The sequence below is a fragment of the bacterium genome (assembly GCA_030652805.1).
Classification (GTDB): domain Bacteria; phylum JAHJDO01; class JAHJDO01; order JAHJDO01; family JAHJDO01; genus JAHJDO01.
Map to the genome: position 1 here is coordinate 1 of JAUSPT010000076.1, position 26,300 is coordinate 26,300.

Here is a 26,300-nt window from a genome sequence, read left to right on the forward strand (position 1 = left end):
GAGTTTGCAAAAAATTGCGGGGCAGACTTGGTCGGAATTGCTTCAATGGATAGATTTGAGGGAGCACCTATGGAAATGGACCCTAGATACATTTTTCCTGAAGCGAAATCGTTGATTGCTCTGGCTTTTCGCATTCCTCGGGGTTGTTTTCGTGGGATTGAGGAAGGGACTTACTTTTCTGCCTATCCAGCCATGGGGTATGCCAATATCAACCAAATTCACGCTCCTATTGTTCTAAGAGCCGTCTCCCTTTTTTTAGAAGACAACGGCTATGAAGCAGTCCCTATTCAGAATGTGCTTGTCGGAGAAGGAAATTTAAGAGATGTAAATACCGGCAAATTGCGTCAGAGATCAGCAAAACGGGTCTCTCCCGATAAACCAGCGCCAGATGTATTTTTTCACTTTCGAATTGCCGCCTTTATTGCTGGCTTGGGAGAGATTGGTTACAGTAAGTTACTCCTTACTCCAGAATTTGGTCCCAGGCAGAGATTTGCGTTTATTCTTACTGATGCTCCTTTAGAACCAGACCCGCTCTTTGAAGGTAAAATCTGTGATCGGTGTATGCTTTGCGTCCGGGATTGCAGTGGAAAAGCAATCAGCAGGACAGAGACAGTAAAGATTAAAGTGGCCGGAAGAGAAATAGAGTGGGGAAAGTTAGATGAACTGAAATGTTCTGTGGCATATCTTGGGGGCAACAAGGAAACCAATCCTTTTCTGCTTGAAAATGTGGACGAGAATGAATACAACAAGGAATTCTACGGATGGGGTAAGATTTCCAGGTGCATGGTAGACAATTACCTGGATCACTGCTATCAGGAACTTCATCATATGCCGGCAATTGAAGGAGCTAAAGGATGTATCAGGGCTTGCATGATTCATTTAGAGGAGACGGGAAAAATCAAAAAAACTTTTAAAAATCCCTTCAGGAAAAGAAAGCCCTGGAAACTATGAAAATGAATTTGAGCAGGAAAACAATGGATGCATATCTGACTTTGAAAGTTAAATCTCTTATGCAGGATGAAGGAGCGGATTTGGTGGGGATAGCCGATGTTGGGAGATTTACAAAAATGTCCCTGAAAGTTGGGCCGAAACCTCAAGAAGTATATCCTGAGGCTAAATCGGTAATTGTAGCGGCAGTACGTATGACCGATGCCTGTATGGAAATGTCGGCACGGAATCACTACCAGAATCCCGGCCCAGGTATTATAAATCACCAAATGTCCAATAGGCTAAACTGGATAGCAATGAAAACCGTTCATTTTCTGGAAAATAGTGGGTATCCTTCTCTGGGTATATTCTCAACGTGCTTCTGGAGATACAGGCCATATAAACAGTATCCTACCCCATTTACAGCAGATGTATCCCACCGTCATATGGCAGTCGGTGCTGGTTTGGGTGAGTTTGGTTGGAATGGGCTTCTATTGACTCCCGAATACGGTCCCCGGATACGGCTAATAACGGTAATTACAACCGCATCTCTTGAACCTTCTCCTATGTATGAAGGTCCTGCCTTATGCGACAAATGTATGAAATGTGTAGAAGCCTGTAAGAAACATCTGAAAGGACTTACTAAGGAGGTGCACGGTAAGGTTCAGATTGAAATAGGCGGTAAAAAGTTTGAGTATGCTAATAAAAATTTATGGCGCTGTGCCTGGACAGAAAATTTTGGATTGGACTGTGCGATTGAATTACCGGATAAAATTGATGAAAAGGTAATGACTGAAATATCTAAAGAAGCAACCCTTCATCATCCTGAATGGTGGAAGACATGGACAATAGAACCATGCTGGCGCTACTGTTTGCCACCTCATTTGAGGTTTAATGACCCTGAATATACTGACGTACCGAGAAGGAAAAAGCCCATAATGGTGACCGATAACTCCATAATGAAAAACAAGATAATTGCAGAAATTGAATCGTGTCTTGTTAAAGGTGGAGTTAATGAATTTGGTGTTATTTCTATTGAGGAAAGTGGTAAAGAATTAAGTATTTTTAAAAGATATCTTCCCGACGCTTCCTCTGTCTTGATTTTTTCTTTGAAATATCCGTTACACTTTAAAGAATTGAGAGGTTATCTTAGCCAGCGCCGGGACTATTTAGAGATGGATGTAATTAACTACCTGGATAATTTGGGATACTCCGCTATTCAGATGAGTTACTTGCAGAACTCGCCAAATCGAAGCACTGAAGATGAACGGGCATTTGCTCTGGCAATGAAAACCTGCCGTTTAACGAGAGACAATGATAAGGAAACGGATGTTTTCGGCGGAGTAATCACCAGCGCTCAGTTGCAAATCACCATGTTCGCACCCCGGAAACAACGAAAAATAGCCGTAAAAAACATTTCAGCGAATAAGGATACTTCGCAAGAGCTCCGAGACAAAATCAAGGCGATTGCGTATCAAAACGGCATTGATTTGCTTGGTATTGCGCCAGCAGAAAGATTAGAAAACATAACCGCTCAACTGAGGAACTTGTTTGAAAAGGAATATTATTTTGAAGCTAATGACACCGGATTTTATAAAGGTCCAACCCTTCCGCAGATCAAAAGAAAAATGATAACGGTCAAAAAACCCAGTGATTATCTTGGAAAAGCCAGGTCCGTTGTAGTTCTGGGTTTGCACTTTTCAGATGCTGCAGTGGATTGGGCGGCAAAATCTCCTTCTGAATCTGTGGGACCATACTGTTTTAGCCAAACCTGGGATTATTTTTTTCTCTCCGAATCTGCTTTTCAGATATCTAATTTTTTAGAAAGTAAAGGCTACCTTGCTGTTCCTGTTGCTGACCTTTCTGGAATTGCATCAAGAGTGATAAGTTCTTATGTTGGTTCATATCCGGATATTAGTGCTAATCGATTCGCCGCTATCGCTGCTGGTCTCGGAGAATTAGGTTGGCATGGAAGGGTACTTACTCCGAAATTTGGCGTCCGGCAAAAATTTTTCGCTATTATTACCGATGCCGAATTAGAATCAGACCCTCTTTATCAAGGGCCCAGTCTGTGTAAGAGGTGTTTTAAATGTGTAAAAACCTGCCCGGTCCAGGCTATTTCCAGAAGAAAAGTTTCCCTTAATGTAGAGGGGAAAATTTTTGAATTTGGGATTTTTAATAGACTGCGCTGTGACTGGGCAATAAGATATGGATTAGTAGGTGATGAAGGACCCGGTTTTGTGGGTTCAGAAACAGATATAAAACCTCCGAAAAATATAACTAAAAAAGCGCTGGATAAAGCACTAAAGCAAATGGACCCTATACAAAAAAATTATTTAGCTATCCGAGAAAATTGTTTGGTTAATTGTCCTGCCGTTGTTCCCGCCATTTCTGAATTTCCGGGTAGAGAAGGATTATGAACAGCAGGGTAAACTGAAAAATGTTTTCAAAGGACCTTTTAGAAAAAGGAAACCCTGGAAGTTATAGGGTCAAAGGAATGCAATGAGATTTGCGTTCGGCTATCAATTACCCGAAGAGGGTGAAGAATCAATCGTTGATATCGCAAAGGAGTTCAGGGAACATATAGAAGAAGTCTATTTTCCCTGGCTGTATCTACCCAGTGGCAGATCTCCTATGACTGTCCGTGACGGCTTTGTGAACTGGACAGGTCAACATAAACAGGAGGAGGAACTGAAAGAGATAAAAAAGATGGGCATAAAACTTGATTTATTACTTAATGCCAACTGTTACGGAAGACACAGTTTATCCAAACATTTTAAAAACTTTATCGGTTCCCTTATTTCCTATTTACAAGAGACCATTGGACTGGATATAATTACAACCGCATCTTTGATGATTGCCAACACAGTAAAGGAAAATTTCCCGGAAATAGATGTTCGCGCTTCCGTTAATATGAAAATCGGTACCATAAAAGGGGCAGAGTATATTTCAGATCTTTTTGACAGTTTTTATATCCAGAGGGAATACAATCGGAACCTCAAAAGAATTGCGGAATTGAAGGAATGGGCGGATAGAAACCATAAAGATATTTATATCTTAGTCAATAGTGGCTGTTTAAATTTTTGTTCCGGTCAGACCTTTCATGACAACCTGGTTGCCCACGAAAGAGAAATAAGTGAAATGGACAACGTGACAGGATGGAATCCATGTCTCTGCTGGAATTACTACGCTAAGAAGAATAGATGGGTATCTTTTTTACAAAATTCCTGGATTCGTCCGGAAGATCTACATCATTATAGACCTTACTTTTCCGTGGCTAAACTTGCTACCCGGATGCACTCAAACCCGAGGAAAGTGATTCAATCTTATGTAGAAGAAAAGTTTCGGGGTAATCTATTAGACCTGCTGGAACCAGGACACAGCTCTCTATTTTCTCCATATATTATAGATAACTCCGAATTTCCAGAAGATTGGTTTCAGAAAACAACCGACTGCGAGATAAGAAGATGCCATCAGTGTGAGTATTGTTCATCAGTACTAAAAAAAGTATTAAAAAAGGTCGTGTGAAATGCATTCAAAAACAAAATTTCCAGCTGATTTTCTATGGGGTGTGTCCACCAGCGCCTATCAGATAGAAGGTGGCTGGAATGAGAATGGTAAAGGAGAATCCAACTGGGATAGATGGGCTCATCTTGGGAAGATAAAAAATGGAAACACCGGAGACATCACCTGCGACCATTACCATTTATGGAAAGAAGATGTAAGATTGATGAGAGAAATTGGTATAAATGCCTACCGTTTCTCCATTGCCTGGTCAAGGGTTCTTCCTGATGGCAAAGGGAAAATAAACCAAAAAAGCATTGACTTTTATAGTAATCTTGTTGATGAACTTTTGAAAAATAATGTTAAGCCTTTTATTACTCTACATCACTATGATATGCCCGTAACACTTGAAGAAGAAGGAGGCTGGGTTAACAGACAAACCATTGGCCATTTTGCTAAATATGCGGAAATAATGGCAAAGCATCTTGGTGACAGAGTCAAATATTGGACGACCCACAATGAACCTATTTGTATCGCCGGTCTTGGTTATTCGGGAACCTCTGAACCACCCGGTTTAGGTGACTCCAAGGCTGGCGCCCAGGCTTTACATAATCTCCTGGTTGCTCACGGTAGTGCCGTAAAGTCAATTAAAACAGAAAGAAAAGGGGCAAAAGTCGGTATTGTCCTGAATCTTTATCCGGTTCAGCCATTTAATAAAGAATCGGAAGATGACAGAAAGGTCGCCCGGACTAAGGATGGTATTTTAAATCGCTGGTTTCTTGACGCCCTGTATCTTGGTAAATATCCCGAAGATGTGTGGGCATATCAGAAGGAAAACCCGGAGATTAAACCGAACGATATGGGAACAATCTCAACACCTACAAATTTCCTCGGGATTAACTATTACTCCCGGTATGTGGTAAAAGGAAAAAGGGAAGAGGGGAAATTGAAGATTGTCGACGTGTCACCTGAAGAATTGGGAACCCCTTTCAGCACGATGGGCTGGGAGATTTATCCGGAAGGTCTGGGCATTCTCTTAAGAAGAATCGGGAAGGATTATAAAAATCCGGTTATCCTGGTTACCGAAAACGGCGTTGCCCTTGATGACAAAATAGAACCGGACGGTTCCATAAATGACCCGGTGAGAATAGATTTTTTGAAAAGACACATTGAAGAGTTAAAAAATACAATTTCAGGGGGTGTTGATGTAAGGGGATATTTTGTCTGGACCCTTATGGATACCATTGAATGGGAACTTGGTTTTACCCAAAGATTTGGATTAGTTTACACAGATTTTAAAACATTGAAGAGAACAGTAAAGGCAAGCGGAAGATGGTATAAGAATTGGATTAATCAGACATAATTAATAAAGAGAATTTGACAAAAGGGAAAGAAAAAGATTATCTGGTTTGAATCCAGTGGGAATGTTGTCTTTAACGGCGCAGGAACATAACGAAAAAGGATGGACGAAGACTTTTGCTTTTGAGGAGAAACAGTTATGCCATATGCTGAAGGACAGTCTGTATCGCCCCGCGTGACCAAAGAGATTCTTCACCCAAAATCCATGGATGCTGCTGATGCCTGCAGTGTTATCATCGACGGCGAGCCGGGCCCAAGATTCTTCAATTACCAGGTACAGCTCTGCGTGACCCCCAAAGGTACCTGGATTGCCTGCTGGACACAGGGAAGCTATGAGGCTGATTCTGATCAGCGTGTCGTGGTAGCGCGAAGCGAAGACAATGGTCAAACCTGGAGCAAGGAAATTGTGATTGAGGGTTCCGGGGGCACCTATCATGTGCCGGCGTGGATTGTCAGTTTCGTAGTTCCAGGCACGGGGCGGATATACATGTTTTATTGGTACAATATCAATGGCGTTTTCCTGCGCGATGCAGGCGATATTTTCTATCGGTGTTCTGACGATGACGGTTTTACATGGTCACCGCGGTACCGTGTTGAGATACCCCGCACAGCCATGGATGATCCGGAAGGCGATATCCACGGCTGGAATTTCGGCCAGCCGTGCCTTTTGGCGACGGGGCAGGTGATGATGACATATACTAAGATCAATCGCTCAAGTCTTTATCCAAAAGGTTGGCGTCTGGATCTGAACAATGAATGGCAGGTGGAGCCGGGTGCGGATTCTGCTACCAAACCCAAGAATGAGCAGGGGGGAGATCCAAACAACTGGGTAACGGAGGTTTTTTTTCTTGAACTGACCAATATCCTCACTGAAAATAATCCGGCCAGATTAAATTTCCGGTTCTTGCCGGAAGGACATAAGGGACTCTGGATGCCCTACCCGGGTACTGATCGTCATTTTGGTCAGGAAGGAACACTTGTAGATCTTTCCGGCGAACGATTGCTTTGTGTCTTTCGGTCGAGACTGGGGCATCCTTTTTTTGCCATCAGCGAGGATTGTGGGGCAACCTGGAGTAAGCCCGATATTCTCCGAATTTGCCCTGAGGGAGAGCCGTTTAATCAACCCTGCGCCCCATGTCCTATGACTAAACTGCCGGATGGCCGATTTGTATTTATTTTTCACAATGTGAAACCCGAAGGCCTGGGCTGGTATCCGCGGGATCCTCTTTGGATTACAGCGGGACGGGAAGCGCACGGCGTTACCAACAATGCCGGTCTGCACTTTGCCAAACCTAAAGTAGTTATTTTTAACGATGGCAAACCTGGCGGACCTTTTAAGGATCCTGAGATTGGTTATCCGTCATTTTACAGGATAGGCGGCAGACATTATATCGCTTACGCTAACAAAACCTGCCAACTTCGAATTAATGAAGTGCCCGATGAATTATTGGATGACTTTGGTTTGCGGGTTGAATAGTAAAGGTCAATACGGTTGTTAGGGGCGGAAACGCAGATAAACGAATAACGATTGAAATATAGGGTAGAGCGTGAAATTGCTTATTGCAAAAGTAATAGATATGGGTTTACAAATGGACAAACTGCGTAAAGAGACGCTTGCATTTGTCGAGACTAATCGGGTCTTAGGTGGGGAGATGGGTGAATATCGCTATTCAAGCGTGGTTACACTGCCTACGCTATATTCATCAACTTATGCGGTTATGACCCGCTCACTTTACAATGATCTGGATGTTTTGACAAGCGCTGAGCGACAAGCATGGATTGATTATTTCAACAGATATCAGGATGATGACGGTCTATTCCGCGATCCTGTTATATTTAACCAATATTCCTATAAAGGTGATTATTTTGGGAATGGAAGACCACATTTAACATGTCATATTTTAACAGCTTTGACATGTCTGAAAGGAGTTGCAAAAAAAAGCTTTGCTTTGGTTAAAAAGTTTTCATCGAGAAAGAATCTGGAGTCATGGTTAGAATCACGCGACTGGGGAAAAAGGGTGGCAAGCACAGGTAATGAGATAATGAATTTAGGCACAATTCTTCAGTATGCAAGGGATTTTCAGAATGATGCCCGTGCAGGAAGCGCTGTGGAATTTCTCCTTAATTGGCTGGATACGCACTATATCCATTCTGATACAGGTGTTTGGGGCGATATAGATATTGTTGAGCCACAGCAACGGTCTCATGCGGTTCAGGCAGCATATCATTGGTGGGCACTCTATTTCTATGACCATCACCCTATTCCTTATGTAGAACGTGCCATTGATACACTGCTTGCAACGCAGAATCAAGAAGGTGGATTTGGCTGGGGCGTACATAATTCTTCTGAGCCGTATAAAAGCAGTGCGTGTGAGGATATTGATTCGATAGATCCACTGGCCAGAATGTCTTTTTATACTGATTACCGTAGAGAAGATATCAAACAGAGCCTTGAAAAAGCATTAGGTTGGGTAAAACAAAATCAAATGCCGGATGGTGGATTCGTATTCATGCTGGATAAAGCTTACCAGTATGGACATCCTGAATTGAATGGTGAGAAGAATGCAGGAGCTATGTTCCCGACCTGGTTCAGAACTCTTTGTCTGGCCTATCTTGGAAAAACAATTACTAATAACCCGATTTGGAGTTTTCCCTGGCATTTTTGTAATTGTCCCGGGTATCAATTTTGGGAACATGAATAAGGAGAAATCGTGAAAAGAATTGACCTTAACGGAACGTGGGATTTTCTTGTCGACCTTGACCCAAAATATCATAAGAAAAACAAGAATACCTATGCTTATGCTCAAACGGATTGGAATCGGCGACACTGGAAGAAAGTAGAAGTTCCGGGAGTCTGGAATAAATATGGACCTGAACTTGATATCTATGAAGGAGTCTGCTGGTTCTCACGCACCTTTCAGGTGGACAAGTTGTTAACGAAAGCAACGTCATTATTACGTTTTGGGGCGGTAAATTACCTGTGTGAAGTTTTCGTTAACGGCGAATGCGTGGGTATGCATGAGGGAGGTTATACGGAATTTACCTTTGATGTATCAAGTTTTTTACAAAAAGGAGAAAATACCATTGCCCTAAGAGTAGATAATCGCGCCTTTATTATGAAATTACCACCTGTACTTGGTTATTTTAATTATGGCGGTATTCATCGGGACGTGAGTCTTGAAATATATCCTGATTCATTCATGGAAAATTTATTCATAAGCGCAGAACCTATCCGGCGAGGAGGCAGACTGACTATCAGGGGTTTTGTTGAAAAGAAAACAAAGGAGATTCTCAATATAAAAGTTGCCTGTGAAGGTGTTTCAGGTCAGGTTACTGTAAAGGCAGACAGCAGTTTTGAAATGATATTAGATACAGAGAATGTAAAAACGTGGACTCCCGAAAACCCCGTTCTTTATGATACCAAAATTATACTGCTTTCAGGTGAAGAGATAGTAGATACAAGGGAAGTGCGTATAGGTTTTCGTTCTATTACAGCACAAAGTGATGAAATTCTATTTAATGATAAGCCAATACAGTTGAATGGCATCTGTTATGTTTATGATAGTCCTGCTTATGGTCTCGTTATGAAGAAAGAACAATTTTTGACTGATATTTCACTTTTAAAAGAACTAGGCGTCAACATTATTCGCAGTCATTTTCCTTTTCCCAACGAATTTTATGAGGCTTGCGATAGAGCAGGTATTATGGTCTGGGTTGAAACTCCGGTCTATTGCATTAATCCGGGGAAAGAAAAAATCAATACCGTATTTTCTGATCCGTCATGGTTATTACTTGCCAAACAAATGATTAAGGAGATGATTATTCAGGCACGCAACCATCCATGCGTGGTTATTTATAGCATTGGTAATGAGTGCAACGTTGACTGCCCTGAAGCAGAGCCGTTTTTTAGCAAATTGGCAGCTACTGTGCGTGAACTTGATACAACACGTCTAGTTTCTTACGCTGCGCTTTACGGAATGGTCGGCCCTATAGGTGACATGGTGGATGTCATTGGTGTAAACGAGTACTGGGGCTGGTATGATCGACTAAAGGGTGGTGGCACGCCAAAAGCAGGCGCTCAAGGCCTGCCTGACCTAAAGATTGTCGAGAAAAAATTAACAGAGCTGTCAAAACAATTTAAAAAACCTTTATTACTAACGGAATTTGGTGCGGATTCAATTCCTGGATTTCGTTCAGAGAGTCTTGAATTGTGGTCGGAGGATTACCATGCTGAACTCCTTAAGCTTACAATTGAACTGGCAAGAACATTGCCTCGAGTGTGTGGGACATTTCCATTCTGCTTTAGCGATTACCGGGACCCATCCAAGTTTGTCGGAACTCATTGGGATGCTGTGAATTATAAAGGTGTGGTTAGTTATAATCGGACAAAAAAGATTTCGTTTAAGTATTTGAAAGCACTATATAGGTAGCAAAGAAGGGGAAATAATGACTTCCAGAGATAGAATGAAAACAGTTCTTTCAGGCAATATTCCTGATAAAGTTCCGTTTTCCCCAACAATTTATATTGACTATGCTTGTGTGTTATGTGGTAAAAATTTTGAAGATGCACTTATCAATCCATCTTTAGGCGCAGAATGTATGCTTGGTGCGGCTTTGAAGTATAATACGGATGTTGTACGTTTTGTTATGGGACCTGATGAGTCGTGGTATAGTGACAAGACTGTGAAAAAAGAAGATGGTATACTTATACAGTATGATAAGAAGACAGGGACAAAAGAAGGATACTATGATTTTGTGGGTGGAGGATATTATTTCCCTTTTGAAAAACAACGTTTTGTGCAGTGTATTAATGAAGTACGTGATATAAAAGTGATAAGTTCTAAGGAGTATATAGAACGTGGTTACCTGAAAGATATCAAACGATATATTGAAAAAGCACATGATAATGGATTGTTTGTAGTTGGCATGTGTGGTGGGCAGACAATAAACTTTATGGTTGAGAAATTGGGTAGTGTTGATACTGCGCTTATGAGTTTTTATGATTCGCCTGATCTTGTGTATGAACTTATTAACAAAGCAGTAGAAATTTCTATCCAGAAAGGTAAAGCATTTATTGAAGTGGGAGTGGATTGTATTTACATTGGTGATTCCTTTGCGTCTTCCAGTGTTATATCGCCTGATATATATAAACGTTTCTGTGCTCCGGCATATAAAGAAGTTACGCAAGAATTTCATAATTCAGGTGTTTTTTGTTATATGCATTGCTGTGGGAATTATAATCCCTTACTTGAATTTTTACCTTCAATCGGAATAGATGCTATGGATGGGATAGATCCTACAAGCGGTATGAGTGTAAAACGCACAAAAGATGCAATTGGTAAAGAACTTACATTAATGGGAGGAATAAGTTGTCTTACACTTCTAAATGGTTCTTCTGAAGAGGTGTATGATGAAGCAAGGAAGTGCATTGAAGAAGGTAAATCAGGTGGAAGATATGTCCTTGGAAGTGCATGTGCAGTACCAAGAGCAACCCCTACAAAAAATATAATTGCGGCACAAAAAGCGATATTTGAATATGGTTGGTATTAAAATCCAATACAGGAAGGGATGATTAAGAAGTTATTTGTCGTTCATCATACTCATACAGACATTGGCTATACAGATATCCAGACTAAGATAATGAATGACCATGTTGATTTTATAGATAAGGTCTTGGATTATTGCAAAGAGACGGATAATTATCCAGAAGAATCAAAATTTAAATGGACATGTGAAGTTTCATGGACAGTTAAAAATTATTTAAAAAAAAGACCTGAAAGGATTAATGAGTTCATTCAAAGGGTAAAAGAAGGGAGAATAGAAGTAACCGGACTTTATCTGAATGTTACTGAATTATATACTGCCGAGGAACTTATTCGTTCTCTCTATTTTGCTAAGAAGTTAGAAAAAAATTATGGAATTAAAGTAGTTTCTGCAATGAACTCCGACGTGCCCGGCTTATCCTGGGGTCTTCCGCAAATTTTTCCCGGAGCAGGTATTAAATATCTTTCTATGGCTCCTAATAGTATCAGGGCTAAAAGGATTTCAGTTCCCCAGCCTTTTTATTGGATTTCTCCTGATGAAAGCAGGGTTCTTGTCTGGACCAATAATGATTCTTATGGAGCAGGATATAATCTTGGACTTGGAAGTAGTTATAAAACATTTTCTAAAAAGCTACCTGAATATCTCAGACATCTTGAAAATAAAAATTATCCCTACGATGCTTATTGCCTGCGAATGGCCATGGATAATGTTGATCCTCATATTGAACTCTCCAAAATTGCTAGAGAATGGAACGAGAAACATGTTTCTCCTCAAATTATTGTCTCCACAAACAAAGATTTCTTTGAGTATATGGAGAAGAAATACAAAAACAAATTTCCGTCTTATAAACTTGCCTGGCCGGACTGGTGGGCTGACGGGAGTGCATCCGCTGCTTATGAGACAGGGCTATCAAGGAAGACAAAAAGAAGGTTAAAGGTCGCAGAAGCGCTCCTTGCTCTGCAATCGTTCTATCAAAGCCCTTATCCTAAAAGAGAGATTGATAATATCTGGGATAATTTAATGTTTTTTGATGAGCATACATGGGGAGCAACATCAACATACGGACTCGAATCCCCTATAGCAAAAGGGAGCTGGGCGATAAAGTCTTCCTTTATTTATAATGCCGTCGTAGAGGCCGAAAGGCTTCTGAAGAAAGCAAAGATTCTGACTAATAGGAAAGATTCTGCAGGGAAAAAGGACGTTTTTAATTTAGAATTATTACTACTTCAGGAACACAGTGACTCACTTAAGGAGATAGTTGTATTTAGCCCGTTCTTTCAGAGCAGAAAATCTCTTATTTCTTTTACAATGGGCCGTGAAGCATTGAAAGAAAAGTTTCATGTTAAAGATGGAAAGGAGATTTTGCCGATTCAGGTAGAAAAGATAGATAGAGAGGTTCCATGGAAAAAAGAAGAAGCAAAAGTTTCTTTTGTAGCCACCATTCCATCTTTTGGCTATAAAACCTTTGAGGTGATTTCCCGGGGTTCAGCTTATCAGTCTGATTTCTCTTTTGGAAAAGATAGCATTGAGAATAATTTTTATAAAGTTTCTCTTGACCATATCACCGGCGGGATAAAAAGCATCTATGATAAGCAGCTTGGAAGAGAATTGGTGGAGCAAAAAAGTCCCTATAGAGTTAATCAGTGTATCTATGAAGAGGCAGCCTTCGCCGGAGGAAAAAATCCTTTGGAACAGAGAGAGACAATTTTCAATGCTATCAAGTTTTATGGTGTTACTTCTGCAATAAAAGAAAGAGACACAAAATTTCGCAGGTTTAGTCCAACAATTTCTGAAATAAAGAGAGGCAAGGATGGCACTGTGATGGGCAGCTTAATCTCAGAGGCCAAGTTAAGAAAATGCCGTAAAATCATCCAGGAGGTTATTCTTTATCATGACCTGAAGAGAATAGATATAGTGAACACCATCTTCAAGGAAGAAACCCTAAATCCAGAAGCTGTTTATTATGCTTTTCCCTTTAATTTTAAGAATCCAGAGATAAAATTTGAAATTGCCGGGGCATCAATGAGACCGGAAATTGACCAATTACCCGGTTCAGCCAAGGATTATTATTCTATTCAGGACTGGGTCTCTATTTCAGATAAAGATTGTAGTGTAGTCTGGACTGCAAAAGAGGCTCCTCTGGTTCAGTTTGGGGAAATAAATACAGGAAAATGGCTTAGTAATGTCCGAATAAAAAATGGCACTCTTTTCTCATGGATAATGAATAATTACTGGTTTACGAATTTTAGGGCAAGCCAGGGAGGAAAATCTGTTTTTCATTATTCCCTTACAAGTTGTAAAGGGAAGATTAATAACTCAACAGCTTCTCTCTTTGCCCAAGAGTGCAATAACTCCTCAATTAGTCTAGCAATTGATAAAAACCTAAAAGTAGCTTTGCCGAAAAAATACAGTTTTATTTCTTTGGATAAGAAAAATGTTTCTCTTTTAGCCTTAAAAGGGGCTGAGGACAAAAAAGGATTGATTCTTCGTCTAATAGAGACAGATGGTAGGGATACTGTTATAAAAATAACCTTACCGTTTCTTGAAATTAAAAAGGCCTATCAAACGAATCTAGTGGAGGAGAATCAAAAAGAAATTTCCGCAGGAAAGCATTTAATAAACATGTCTATTAAATCATTTGGTATTGCTACGATCAGGATTCAGCGCTTTGAAAAATCCTAAGTTCTAAATTTCAAATCCAAATAAATTCCTAAATGCCCTGAAAAAAGTGATTGTTACTCTATATCAAATACGCTAAAATAGCCAAAATAGTAAAGACAGGTGTCATTGCGATTTGTGACTGCAAGATGCATTCTATGAAGATTAATTCAAAAAATTTGTTTTTCGTTATTCTCTCAATACTTTTTATCAGTGTCCCCCTCTATTCAACACCAAAGATAGAAAATATATTAGCACTAGAAAAAGCCGGGCTGTCTGAGGAAGCAAAGGGGCATTATGATAAGGCATTTGCATTGTATGAAAAGCTAATTAGAGAGACTTCCGATGGCGTACAGCAGGAGATATATCTAAGAAGAATTTTTGATATGCGTTTCAGTATCAGTAATAAAACAAACGTCTTAAAAATCTGTAAATATATAAGAAAAGGCAGAAAATCTAACCAATCACTAAAATCTCTTGCTAAATGGTTTATGCTGCAGCTATACCTTGAGGACGGAAAAATTGAGGCGGCAAAGAGCTTGTGCAAAAAACTCGGTTTTATTCAAAACTGGTTTGCAATAGGTCCTTTTGACAATGATGGGAAAACAGGTTTTGACAAAGAATACCCGCCTGAGACGGAAATAAAAATTTCTTCCGAATATCAGGGTAAGGATAGAGAAGTAAAATGGAGACATATAAATATTGAATCTCCGTCAGGATTTGTTGACCTTGGAGCTATTTTCAGACCAAATAAAAATACGTGTAGTTACTTACTAACATTTGTTAAATCAAGCAAGAAAAGAGAAGTTGCATTTAGAATGGGACACGATGATGCAATTAAGATATGGCTAAATAACAGCTTAGTTTTTAGCAATAATAATTATCATGCTGCACGATTTGATCAGAGTCATGCAAGAGTCCTTCTTAACAAAGGATGGAACAAAATCCTGATTAAGCTCTGTCAAAAACAGGAGAAATGGGGATTGCTTTTTAGAATAACATCTCCAAATGGCAACCCTATATCAAGACTAAAGGTCAGGGCAAATCTGCCCGCAAAGATAGCAGAACATGTTCCTGTGGAAGATACTGTCAGAACTGACTCAGGAAGTATATCCTGTCTTGAAGAAAGCATCAAAACCGACGCGGGTAATGCGCAACTCTATTATTATTTATCATATTTATACAACAAAAGTCTGCCATATGACGAAACCGAACATAAGGATTTTCTATGTATAACAAAGGCTATTCAGCTAAATCCCAATAATCCCTTTTACACCCATCTTGGAGCAAATCTTGCAGATCAACCAAACAAAAGAAGAGAGCTGCTGGAAAAAACGATTAAATTAGATCCTTATTTTATAATAGCATTTTATCAATTAGCGGAATATTATTTAAATGCCGATAATCTGACAAAAGCTCTGCATACAGTTAATAAATGTCTTGATATTAATCCATCATTTCTCCCGTCAATTTGTCTAAAAATCTCTATTTACTCAAAACAAGGATTAACCCCGCTTATTTCTCCTTTGCTTGAAGAGGTAAAAGATGCTCCTACACATAAGAAAGAAACACGGAATAATATAATCCGCTATTATGAGTATCATCGTTCACAGGAAGAAACCTTAGCACAACTCCGAAAGCTTTCAGAGATAGATTTTACAGATAACTGTGCAAGAGACAAGATCGTTAAAATTTTACTAGATACGAGCAAGGATTCAGAAGCATTGAATAGACTATGTGAAATGTCGGCCTTGAGTCCGTATGATACGAGCATATATCTTCGCAGAGCAAAGATATATGCTAACAGATACCAATTCCATAAAGCCATTAAAGTATGTAATCAAGCAATTATTATCTGTCCAGAGAACTATGAAATACTTTCAAGTTTAGGACTTCTGTATCGACGCATTGGTAATTACGAAAAGTTTGAGGGGTTTGTCAATGAGGCGTTGAAAATAAAGCCTGACTATACATGGCTCAGAAAATACGCTGAATTTGTGAGTCCAAAGAAAGAAGCGTATGAAGAGAATTTTACAGAGAACATAGCAGCAATAATCAATTCTGCAAATAACCTAAAACAGACTGATAGCGAAGCTGTTTATCTACTTGATAAAGCAATCTCACGGGTATATATGGATGGCACTTCGTCTGAATATATACATCAAGTCATTAAAATTCTTACAGATAAAGGCGTAAGGGATTTCAATCATCTCAACATATATTATGTGCCTGGAGACCAGGAAGTTATTATTAAAAAAGCATGCATTATAAAAAAAGATGGAACAATAAGAGATTATTATAAATTCTCTGACGTGTCCACATCCAGCCCACAGTACAGAACATACTATGATTACAGAAGAAAAACCATTAAGTTTAGTTCTCTTGAAAAAGGGGATATTATTGATTTTGAATACAATGTCAACGATATAGGGGGCAATATATATGGTGATTACTTTGGAAATATGTTCCTGTTTAAAGATACAAATCCTATAATTTTTTCTAAATACATTCTCATTGCTCCAAAACGCCGCAAATTTTATTTTTATAGCCCAAAGCTCCATATCATTCCCCGAAAAATTTATGATAAACATGCAGATACTATTAGCTATATTTGGGAGAAAAGGAACATTGGAAAAATAGACAAAGAGTTGAGTATGCCTCCTTACCAAGAGATTACTCCGTATCTGCTTATATCTACATTTAAGGATTGGACAGATATGGCCAGGTGGTACGCTGATCTTACAAGGGATCAGATGGAATCATCTCCTGAAATAAAAAAGATAGTAGCCTCATTAACAGAAAATAAGAATACAGAAATTGATAAGATTGAAGCTATATACAATTATGTTGTTAAGAAAATTAGATATGTAGCTCTGGAATTCGGCATACATGGTTATAAGCCATATAAAGCATGCCAGGTATTTAGCAGGAAATTCGGTGACTGCAAGGATAAAGCTCTACTGATTATGACAATGCTTAAAGAAGCTGGGATTCCTTCAGAAATTGTACTTGTAAGAACAAGATCCCTGGGCAGGTTTGATTTCTCCCAAGCCTCTCTTGGCTTATTTAATCACGCAATATGTCATATCAGACTTAAGGGTGGAAAAGAGCTCTGGCTGGATGGCACTGCTGAATATAGCAGTATCAATGAGATACCATGGATGGATCAGGGGGCTCGTGTGTTTGTAGTAGACCTGAAGCGGAGAAAGGGCATATTATCTGAAATACCTGTTAGCGCAGGCATTCATAATAATCGCATTTCAGATAAAAATGTATTATTAAAAAACGATGGCAGCGCATACATTGGCGGAACAGAAATAGTTAGTGGAGCATTCTGTTCTGGAATTAGATACTTCTTCCAAATTCCTTCAAAGCAAAAGGAGGAGTTTGAAAAATTATTAAACACCGTATTTGAAGGTGTGCAAGTAATAAATATCCATTTCCCTGATTTATCAGGACTGGATACTCCTATAAAATACAATTATGCTGTTAGTGTGCCAAAGTTCTTAAAACCTGTTTCCGAAGGCTTTTCATTTAATCCTGTTATGTTAAGGCACAAACTTACTCAAAGGTATGCTTCAAGTAGTATACGAAAACATGATTTCTTACTTTCGTATCCATTTATGGATAACAAAACAACTGAATTCTTACTCCCACAAGGTTATGAAGCAATTCACTTGCCTCAAGATGTTGAGCTGAAAAGTAAATTCGGCTCTCTATCAATGATATATGGTAAATTACCTGATAAGATTATAGTTAAAATAAAGCTTCAGTTAGATGTCTCAAGAGTTTTGCCTGAAGAGTATTCAGAATTTCGCAAATTTGTTGCAGACGTAGATAAGAACGAAAACAAGGAAATAATAATTAAAAAGATACCTGTGGCTGAATGATGAAAACAAGAAGAAAGAGACAACTTTGGAAACTTGAAGTCGCAGTTGTTCTAGCCGGAGTAGTTATGCTTATCTCTTTAGCTGACTGTAACTCGCTAAAACTCATTACATTTACTGACATACAAGGACATACTGAACCAACAGTTGTGGTAAAAAAAGAATATAGTTATCAAGAAATGCTAAAGGTTATTAAATCAGCTAAAGAATCTCTATGGATCTGCGACATTAAATATGAAGATAATCTTTCAGATGAGGTCAATCCCGGAATAGTTAATACAATTCTTCAAGCGGAGCAGCGTGGAGTAGATGTCAGAATTATGCACAGAGAGACAGGTACTCTCTGGCTTAATAAATTAAGGAGAGCGGGAATTGTAAATATCTTGGTCCCTCCGTGTGAAAGCAAGATGGTAAGAGAGAAATCAAAATATGTAATCGCAGATAAAAAAGTTGTGTTTGTGCAGGACGACAAGCTTGATCATCGTCCAAGAATAATAAGGCACTATTCGCGTGTTAGAGATTATATCATAGATTTTAGTGAGAGGTGGAATGAATCAGAGAGGAGAATTAGAAAATATGGTAACTAAATTAGTATATCTAAAATTGGGTTTATTGAGTCTTTTGGTCTTTTTATTAACAGGGTGCGCTTGTATCCCCGGAGGTATTTCAGCTTCAAGTACGCCTCTTAACAATAGGCCATATCATATACTTGGGCATACCTCGGCAACTGATAGTAGATTTCTTATACTGGGATTTATACCAGTAACAGGAAGTAACTCAACAAGAGACGCGCTTAATGAGGCAATTAAGGATGCTGGAGCTGATGCGTTAATTGATGTAACGGTAGAAGCATATGGACAATGGTTTATACTATTTTCCAGGGTAGTAACAAAAGTAGAAGGAATTGGTATTCGGTTTGAGCATTATAAGCAAGAGCCTGAGAATATAGGCGTAAAGAGCAAAAATACGGATAGTGAAGCTATTGCAGATTATATTACAGAAGCAGTAAAAGAAAAGAGAGAAAGAGAGAGCAAAAAGCAAAAGCAGAAAACGGATCCTGAAAAAACGGGAATGTGGGATAAGATTAAAATTGATTAACGTAGGAGCTCAAAAATGAAAGCACATAGCAAGTATTTGACAATCCTGTGTTTATTTCTGGTAGTTTCAATAGTTGGTTGCGGCGTAATTAAGAAACGTCCATCTAACGATCTTATTCGAGGCGCGTTAAAGTACAAATTACCTCCAGCGCTGAAAATAGTAGATTTGAAAGCAGATGAATGGAGTTCATCAGGTAAACTCGGAGAAATTATCACTATTTTTTCTGCGCAGGTTATTCCTAAAGAAGACCTTGTAGAACAGGTCGATTATATTGAAGGGACTTCCATTGTAAAGATTGTTTTTCCAAAAACAAAAAGCGTTCCAATTAGTGGTAAGGCGTTTGCCAAACAATTTGGAGATCAATGGGAAGTTCAAGTAGAAATTAGCGAAAAGCACAAAGTGCTGTATTTTGTAGAAGAACCAATATCAAAATATCAACCGGCAATTCTAGCAGGAAGCAAAGAAGCAGAGAAATTAAAATTAGCGGAGATAAACAAAAATTTGCTTATAGAGTCTAAAAAACTTGATGCAGAAAAGAAGTTGGAAGAAAAAAAAGAGCAAATAAGACAGCAACAGCTTGAAGAAGAAGGACAAAGGGATCTTGTTTTACGAAGCAAAATGTTCTCAGCAATAATCAATGCACCAGGTCTTGTTGGAGGGCCAGAGAAAAAGATACGCGATTGGTATATCTTTATTGAAAACAAAGATCCTAAAAAACTTCTTTTTACCGGTACTATTATTAAAGAACTTATAATTGGTGGATCTGTCCCTTTTTCGGGTAGAATTGAAAAGGGTGGGATAGCAGTCTTGGAAACAGTTGCCGATGACGAAACAAAAAATATTATACTTAACCAGGTAGATGTAACCGGCCGTGTGACAGGAAGATACTTTGCTTTTATGCCAATATCAGAAAATAAGGCAAAAGAAGTAAAAGGAACATTAGAATATATGAAAGCATGGGGCGAAAGAGATTTTATTATTAAAACACTGAGTAAAGAGGACGCCATACTACTTCTTGATCAAACTGAGTATTATACTCCAAAGGGAACAGCAACGAATTCAAGTTATCAAGATCATTCTATGATGTTAGATAATGATTTTAGTACATGGCAGCGTTTAGGTGATAAAACTGGATGGCTTAATGTTTATTTTAAAACGCCGCAAAAATGTATGGGAATTTTGTTATACAGACCCGGTTCCAAAACAATAATCAAATCCGCAAATATAAAGATTAATAATGGGAAAAGGATTTCCTTCTCAACTACAGCAGAAAAAGGGAGTCTTTTAATTCCTTTCACAAAAGAGGAATCTATTAAAAACATTAGGATAAATATTATCCAATCGGATAAAATCACTGGATTTGCAGAAATAGTTTTTATTTCTCGCTTGAAAGATAATAAGGGAAACTAAAATAAGAATAAACAAGCAGGAGGGAAAATGGAACAAAAAAAGGTTAAAAAATTTTCGCATTCGCTTTTTGGAATTATCCTTATTTGTTTTTTATTACCGTTTATAAGTGTTTCTTGTAACGGTCAGAAGTGTCTAACTTTAAGTGGGAGACAACTGATTACTGGCACAACTATTAAATATCCAAGTGGATTTGGTTATACCCAAGAGCAGAAAATAGATGGAGAGCCACTGGCACTAATAGTCTTTCTGTGCGCTACTGGTGGTTTATTATTGAGCTTTGCAAAACATAAAAGCGGAATTATCGGCACTACAATCAGTGGCGTTGCTGGCTTAATAGCCCTTTTGTCGCTTAAAGGAAAACTTAACAATGATATTGCAAGGGAAGGTATGGGATCTTATTTTGAATATCTTATAGGATATCAACTAATGTTGCTGTGCTTTCTTTTAGCTATAGGCTTAAGTATTTATCTTATTATAAATTATAAAGGGAACGAAAAGTTGTGAGTGATGGTTGGGGCGTTTTTTATTGTATTTGTTTTTTGATTTATTTCATTCCTACGTTTGTTGCGTTTTCCAGAGACCATGAAAATAAGGGGTGGATTACGTTGGTTAATATCATAATTGGTTGGACTGGTCTTGGTTGGCTAGCAGTGCTTCTCTGGGCAGGATTAGGAAATAAAGCGCAGAGGATTAAATCTTCTAATGAAGGGTCGAATGAGAAATGATGAAAAGAAAGGACAGTTTTAGATGAGATTATTTAAAATGTATTGGTTTAGATATTAAAATTATGAAAACCGAAGAATTAAAGCTCATAATCAAAGAAGGCGAAGGCTTAACGGTTGAGTTTAAGGAGAAATACACCTCAAAGATTAATCGTGATATTGTTGCTTTTGCCAATTCAAAAGGCGGATTGTTGCTTCTTGGAGTTAACGACAGTGGGAAAATAGTCGGTGAGATGCTAACGAACAAGATGAAATCTGAAATAAATACGATTGCCAGAAATTGTGAGCCGTCAATCCACATTAAGAAAATTCAGCAGGCTGAAGAGATTGTTGTTGTTGAGATCGCCGAAGGAGATGAAAAGCCGTATAGCTGTTCCGCTGGATATTTCCGCAGGCTTGACGCTGTTACGCAGAAGATGACACAACGAGAAGTGCACTCTATCTTCCGTGAGACGGGTACTATTTCTTTCGAGGACATCACTTGCAAAGATTTAAGCCTTAATGATATTTCATTTAAAAAAGTAAAATCATTTCTGCAGGTAGCGAATACATCCTATAAGGTTAGCAAAGCAAATATTCCTTCTTTTCTTACAAGTCTAAGCATATATAGGAAAGGCAAAATCAGTAATGCAGGGACGTTGATGTTTGCGTCTAAAGTTAAGAGATTTATCCCTCATGCAGAAAGTATTCTAGGAGCTTTTAAGGGAAGGGATAAGACGAATATTTACGACCGCAAAGATGTTCAGGATGATTTATTGACGCAATTTAATGAAGCTGAGACTTTTCTTAAGAAACATTTAAACGTAAGGAGCGAAATAAAAGGATTTAACCGTCAGGATATTTATGAAATTCCTCTGGACGCCTTAAGGGAAGCGGTAGTTAATGCGATAGTTCATCGAAATTATAGCATAAAAGGCACGAGTATATATGTAAGGATTTATGATGATCGCTTGGAGATAGAAAATCCCGGCGGGTTGCCTGATGGCGTTACAAAGCATAATTTCGGTAAATCATCAGTAAGAAGAAATCCAATTATTGCGGATTTATTCCACCGCATGGGTAAGGTTGAACGTATGGGCTCTGGAATTGATCGTATGAGAGATCTTATGCGTGAAGCCGGTCTGAAAGAGCCTGTGTTTGAAATGGGTGGGTTTTTCCGTGTTATCTTCTATCGCGACCCACGCTATTCGCTTAAAGTTGGAGAAACTAGGGAGAAAACTAGGGAGAAAACTAGGGAGAAAATATTGCGGTTGATGCAAGAAAATCCCGGGGTTACCACGAAAGAATTGACTGGAATGGTCGGGATAACTTCCAAAGGAATAGAATGGCATATCAAAAAGCTAAAAAAAGAAGGCTTTATTAAGCGTATCGGCTCGGCAAAAGGTGGACACTGGGAAATAATTAGATGAGATTATTTAAAAATTTCGCTCTAGTAATACTTATATGCTTAATAACAGCAAACGCAACTGCTGATTCTTTGTCTCGAGGCTGGAAGGCTCTTTATCAGAACAGGTATGACGAAGCCATTGAATATTTCTCTAAAGACATTGGCCAGAATAAAAATGCAGTGTCTGCATATGAGGGGATGGCTTTTGCCTATGAAGCCAGAGGTAAATATGACGAGATGCTGAATAGCTGGCTGAAAATATTAAAGGAGGATCCTGATTCTGCAAGAAGCACGGTTATATTGCAAAGCATGTTGAACTCATCTAACAAGTTTAATAAGTTAACGGATTATAAAAAAGCTATTAAGGTTCTTGCGAAGACATTAAAAAAAGGAATAAGTAATCAGAGAAACAAGTTTCTCATAAAACAGGTTATTGTAAAATTCTATAACCTCACTCATCAGTTAAAAAAGGCTGAAAAAATATATGCTTCTTTTGGATATGTAACTGAATGGGCAGTAATAGGTCCGTTTGGCAGATTTGGACGCTCATGTTTCTATGAGGAATTTCCTCCAGAACAAGAGATCAAATTCGATGCCAGTTATCAGGGATATACCGGAGAGATTCGCTGGAGACGTTTTGATGGCATCTTCAGAAATGGCTTAGTCGACTTTAAACAGATAGTTAAGCCAAATGTTGGATGTGCTTATGCGCTGACGTTTATATATTCTCCTTTTAGGCAGGATGTGATTTTCAAGCTCCAAACACCGCATGCTTGGAAAGCATGGGTCAACTATCAATGCGTCTCTGTATGTGACAGATATAAGAATTTCTATCCTCTTACTAATTCGTTTCCTGTTTCCCTGGAGGAAGGGTGGAATTCTCTGCTTATCAAGTCTGTTTGTGATGTAGAATTAGGCAGCTGGACACTTAAGTTAAGAGTAACTGACCTGAAAGAAAAAAACTGTACAAATCTAAAGTTTACGGATAACTTATCAACTGCGTCATTGCGAGGAGTTCCAAAAGTCCCGAAAGCTTTCGGGAGTACGACGTGGCAACCTGAAACTGAGTTGCTTCGGGAGTCTCTCCCTCGCAATGATATTGAATGTTTAGATGATAAAGCGCTGAATTATTACTATACCGGCATGCTTCTTTATTTCCAAGGACTGCAAGATAAGGGGATAAAATACCTAAAGAATGCGGTAGAGCTTCAGCCCAAATTCTCAGGATTTTTGTATGCAATCGGCAAGACGTATGAACAAGCCAGATTTCTCCCAAAAATAGAAAGAGAAAACAAAGCAAAGGATTTTTACAATAAAGTTATCGAATATGACAGCCAGTATGTACCCGCTTTAGGAGCCCTGGGCCTATATTTTGAGAGAAACAAGTTGTATGAAGAAGCAATAGAGAAATTTAGACATACAATAAAAATAAATTCTGAGTTTGCTCATGGCTATGTTGATCTTGGAAGAGTTTACAGGAATAGAGGATGGGATTTAGAAGCCACAAAATCCATTGATTTTGCTTTAAAAATCAATCCAGAGCTAAAAGATGCCTTAGTGCTTAAAGCAAAGTTATACACTGACAGAACCCAGTTTAATAAAGCAGAAAGGATCTATAAAAAAATCGGCAATATACCTGTCTCTTTATTACTCAGGCAAGGCAAATATGATCAGGCAGTAGAGCAATATAATGCCAGTATAAAAGCTAATCCATTGAGAACAGATCTACGGCTGGAATTGGGTAGATTATATTCTAAATTGGGAGACCAGAGAGGCGCATACAAACAGTATAAAGATATTCTGGACATTATACCAACATACAGTATGTGCTATAAACTATTGGGAACCCTCCTCTATGCTGAGCATATGACTAATAGTGCAATAGAAGCATGGGAATCTGCCTTAAAGCTTAATCCACGTGATTATGAACTCAGAAACCTGTTAGCTGAAATAAAAACAAGTACAGCACCCTATACTTTAAAGAAATTTAATACAGTAAAACTAATTTCGGATAATAAAGATCTGAGCGAACTTCCCAATGCCTACACTGCTGCTTTATATAATGGGAAGGTTATAATTCTTAATACAGACGGCAGTTACAAGGAGATAGTACACAGGATAGTTAAAATCCTCAGTGAAATAGGGATAGAAAAATATGGTGAAATTTACATCCCTGGGAACCTGGAAGAATTAAGGGTATTCCTTAAAGACGGAACAATATTGGAACCTGTAAAGATAAAGGGGAAAAATACCTACTCTATTCATGGATTAGAGAAGGATGCAGTGATAGAGTATAAATATACAGTCGAACATAAATCATATAATATTGCTAAAGATTATTTTAGATTACCTCCATTCTATTTCCAGGCATTTAATGAAGCTCTCCTCTGGTCTCGTTATACCGTAATATTACCCTCAGACATTAATGTGTCATATATATCTAAAAATTTAGGGGGGAACATAGTAAAGGAAGAAAAAAACTTGGAAGGCAATAAAAAACTTGTTCAGTTCGAATGCCATAACATTCCAGGTGTTACAGAAGAGGTTATGATGCCTCCAGAAGAAGATGTATTACCAAATATTATTATAACGGCTTCTATGAAATTGGATAAAGTGAGTGATCTATACAGAAGTTTAATTATGGGAACATCTGTTGTTACGTCTATACTTAAAGACACAACTTATGAAATTATAAAGGCTTGTAACACCCCTCATGAAAAGGCAGAGGCAATATACTACTATATAAACAGGACTATTAAACATAACAGCGCTAAGTTTGAACCTGCAATATCTACGTTAGCAGAAAAAAGTGGAAATAAAGCTATTTTGCTAAAAGTAATGTTGGATATAGCAGGGCTGGATGCAACTTATGTTCTTGTAAGACCCAATACATTTGCAAAAATGGCTACACCCTATTATGGCGCTTTTTCAACACCACTTGTAAAACTTAATCTTCAGGGGAACAATGTTTGGCTTGACATAAGCAACAAATATCTTAAGTTTGGCGAAATTTCTTCGAGTTTAACAAATGGAGATGCACTTGTTTTTAATACAACTAATTATCAGACATGCAAAACTCCTCCCTTGGATCTTTCAGCTAATGGCGCAGAAACAAGTCTAGTTATAAATATTAACAGAGATATTAACGGAAAATCTGATTGTTTGGCAGAGGAAACCTATCCGGGCAATTTATCCGGTTTATTTCGCCTTGTTTTTCTTGAGGGCATAGAAAAAAATCTATGGGGTAAATATATTGAAAAAGGTCTGGCAAACTCCTTTGGAGAGCCTGTATTAGAAAAGGCAGAATTCCCAAATATAGATAATCCTGAAGAGCCATTTCGTATAAAATATAAATTCAAGATATCCGATTTTCTCCAACAGGTATCGGGACAAGATGATGAGTTTATATTCAACCCTATTCCTTTTAAACTTGAACTCAGCAAAAAATATATACAAAAAACCCAGCGAAAATTCCCAATCAAAATAAAGCTTGAATTTACTCCTCTATATCTAGATCAGCAGTTTGATATAAATATCCCTGACAATTTTATCATTAAGGATACGCCTCAAGATATTACTGAAGAGAGTAAATTTGGTAAATATCTAGTTAAATTTACTTTCAATAAGAACACACTGAAAGTAAAACAGCACTTTGAACTTTTCCCTCAAGAAATCTCTGCCTTGGATTATCCCAAGTTTGTAGATTTCTGCCGCAGGATTGATGCTCTGGAAAAGAAAACTATTTCGCTTCAGATAAAAACGGTCTCTGAGATAAAATAACTATTTTTTAACAGAAAAGATAAT

The 26,300-nt window shown here is 38.4% G+C and carries 17 protein-coding genes; all 17 read left to right on the forward strand.

The window, feature by feature from the left end; all coding sequences use genetic code 11:
• Positions 1-951: (4Fe-4S)-binding protein (locus Q7J67_07800; protein MDO9465182.1), on the forward strand; the 951-nt coding region annotated here is incomplete at its 5' end.
• A complete protein-coding gene (locus Q7J67_07805; GenBank protein ID MDO9465183.1) occupies positions 948-3,347 on the forward strand; it encodes a hypothetical protein in 2,400 nt (799 codons plus the stop codon). The genes Q7J67_07800 and Q7J67_07805, both read left to right, overlap by 4 nt.
• 82 nt (positions 3,348-3,429) lie before the next feature.
• Positions 3,430-4,455, forward strand: a complete 1,026-nt coding sequence (locus Q7J67_07810; protein ID MDO9465184.1) for a hypothetical protein — start codon at positions 3,430-3,432, stop codon at positions 4,453-4,455.
• Between the two features lies 1 nt (position 4,456).
• Positions 4,457-5,794, forward strand: a complete 1,338-nt coding sequence (locus tag Q7J67_07815) for a GH1 family beta-glucosidase (GenBank protein MDO9465185.1) — start codon at positions 4,457-4,459, stop codon at positions 5,792-5,794.
• Positions 5,795-5,929: 135 nt separating this feature from the next.
• Complete coding sequence (locus Q7J67_07820; protein MDO9465186.1) at positions 5,930-7,267, forward strand: sialidase family protein; 1,338 nt, start codon at positions 5,930-5,932, stop codon at positions 7,265-7,267.
• 70 nt (positions 7,268-7,337) lie between these two features.
• Entirely contained in the window at positions 7,338-8,492 is a 1,155-nt protein-coding gene (locus Q7J67_07825; protein MDO9465187.1) for a hypothetical protein, read from the forward strand.
• 9 nt (positions 8,493-8,501) lie between these two features.
• Entirely contained in the window at positions 8,502-10,220 is a 1,719-nt protein-coding gene (locus tag Q7J67_07830; GenBank protein MDO9465188.1) for a glycoside hydrolase family 2 TIM barrel-domain containing protein, read from the forward strand.
• A gap of 16 nt (positions 10,221-10,236) precedes the next feature.
• A complete protein-coding gene (locus Q7J67_07835) occupies positions 10,237-11,340 on the forward strand; it encodes a uroporphyrinogen decarboxylase family protein (protein MDO9465189.1) in 1,104 nt (367 codons plus the stop codon).
• Positions 11,341-11,358: 18 nt separating this feature from the next.
• Complete coding sequence (locus tag Q7J67_07840) at positions 11,359-14,016, forward strand: glycoside hydrolase family 38 C-terminal domain-containing protein (protein MDO9465190.1); 2,658 nt, start codon at positions 11,359-11,361, stop codon at positions 14,014-14,016.
• Positions 14,017-14,150: 134 nt separating this feature from the next.
• On the forward strand, positions 14,151-17,882 hold the full coding sequence (locus Q7J67_07845; protein ID MDO9465191.1) for a DUF3857 domain-containing protein: 3,732 nt from the start codon (positions 14,151-14,153) through the stop codon (positions 17,880-17,882).
• Complete coding sequence (locus tag Q7J67_07850) at positions 17,879-18,466, forward strand: hypothetical protein (GenBank protein MDO9465192.1); 588 nt, start codon at positions 17,879-17,881, stop codon at positions 18,464-18,466. Before Q7J67_07845 ends, Q7J67_07850 begins: the two co-directional genes overlap by 4 nt.
• The gene (locus tag Q7J67_07855) at positions 18,456-18,977 is read left to right on the forward strand and encodes a hypothetical protein (protein MDO9465193.1); all 522 of its coding nucleotides are present in this window, start codon (positions 18,456-18,458) and stop codon (positions 18,975-18,977) included. The genes Q7J67_07850 and Q7J67_07855 overlap by 11 nt, the downstream gene beginning before the upstream one ends.
• Before the next feature lie 15 nt (positions 18,978-18,992).
• Entirely contained in the window at positions 18,993-20,387 is a 1,395-nt protein-coding gene (locus tag Q7J67_07860; GenBank protein MDO9465194.1) for a hypothetical protein, read from the forward strand.
• Positions 20,388-20,414: 27 nt separating this feature from the next.
• The gene (locus Q7J67_07865; GenBank protein MDO9465195.1) at positions 20,415-20,891 is read left to right on the forward strand and encodes a hypothetical protein; all 477 of its coding nucleotides are present in this window, start codon (positions 20,415-20,417) and stop codon (positions 20,889-20,891) included.
• Complete coding sequence (locus Q7J67_07870) at positions 20,888-21,112, forward strand: superinfection immunity protein (protein MDO9465196.1); 225 nt, start codon at positions 20,888-20,890, stop codon at positions 21,110-21,112. The genes Q7J67_07865 and Q7J67_07870 overlap by 4 nt, the downstream gene beginning before the upstream one ends.
• Before the next feature lie 62 nt (positions 21,113-21,174).
• The gene (locus tag Q7J67_07875) at positions 21,175-22,518 is read left to right on the forward strand and encodes a helix-turn-helix domain-containing protein (protein MDO9465197.1); all 1,344 of its coding nucleotides are present in this window, start codon (positions 21,175-21,177) and stop codon (positions 22,516-22,518) included.
• On the forward strand, positions 22,515-26,276 hold the full coding sequence (locus Q7J67_07880; protein ID MDO9465198.1) for a tetratricopeptide repeat protein: 3,762 nt from the start codon (positions 22,515-22,517) through the stop codon (positions 26,274-26,276). Before Q7J67_07875 ends, Q7J67_07880 begins: the two co-directional genes overlap by 4 nt.
• The last annotated feature ends 24 nt before the right edge of the window (positions 26,277-26,300 follow it).

Excerpts from the sequence above, each read along its gene's own strand:
- Q7J67_07805 (MDO9465183.1), top strand. The coding sequence starts at position 948 with ATGAAAATGAATTTGAGCAGGAAAACAATGGATGCATATCTGACTTTG.
- Q7J67_07810 (MDO9465184.1), top strand. The coding sequence starts at position 3,430 with ATGAGATTTGCGTTCGGCTATCAATTACCCGAAGAGGGTGAAGAATCA.
- Q7J67_07815 (MDO9465185.1), top strand. The coding sequence starts at position 4,457 with ATGCATTCAAAAACAAAATTTCCAGCTGATTTTCTATGGGGTGTGTCC.
- Q7J67_07820 (MDO9465186.1), top strand. The coding sequence starts at position 5,930 with ATGCCATATGCTGAAGGACAGTCTGTATCGCCCCGCGTGACCAAAGAG.
- Q7J67_07835 (MDO9465189.1), top strand. The coding sequence starts at position 10,237 with ATGACTTCCAGAGATAGAATGAAAACAGTTCTTTCAGGCAATATTCCT.
- Q7J67_07840 (MDO9465190.1), top strand. The coding sequence starts at position 11,359 with ATGATTAAGAAGTTATTTGTCGTTCATCATACTCATACAGACATTGGC.
- Q7J67_07845 (MDO9465191.1), top strand. The coding sequence starts at position 14,151 with ATGAAGATTAATTCAAAAAATTTGTTTTTCGTTATTCTCTCAATACTT.
- Q7J67_07850 (MDO9465192.1), top strand. The coding sequence starts at position 17,879 with ATGATGAAAACAAGAAGAAAGAGACAACTTTGGAAACTTGAAGTCGCA.
- Q7J67_07855 (MDO9465193.1), top strand. The coding sequence starts at position 18,456 with ATGGTAACTAAATTAGTATATCTAAAATTGGGTTTATTGAGTCTTTTG.
- Q7J67_07860 (MDO9465194.1), top strand. The coding sequence starts at position 18,993 with ATGAAAGCACATAGCAAGTATTTGACAATCCTGTGTTTATTTCTGGTA.
- Q7J67_07865 (MDO9465195.1), top strand. The coding sequence starts at position 20,415 with ATGGAACAAAAAAAGGTTAAAAAATTTTCGCATTCGCTTTTTGGAATT.
- Q7J67_07875 (MDO9465197.1), top strand. The coding sequence starts at position 21,175 with ATGAAAACCGAAGAATTAAAGCTCATAATCAAAGAAGGCGAAGGCTTA.
- Q7J67_07880 (MDO9465198.1), top strand. The coding sequence starts at position 22,515 with ATGAGATTATTTAAAAATTTCGCTCTAGTAATACTTATATGCTTAATA.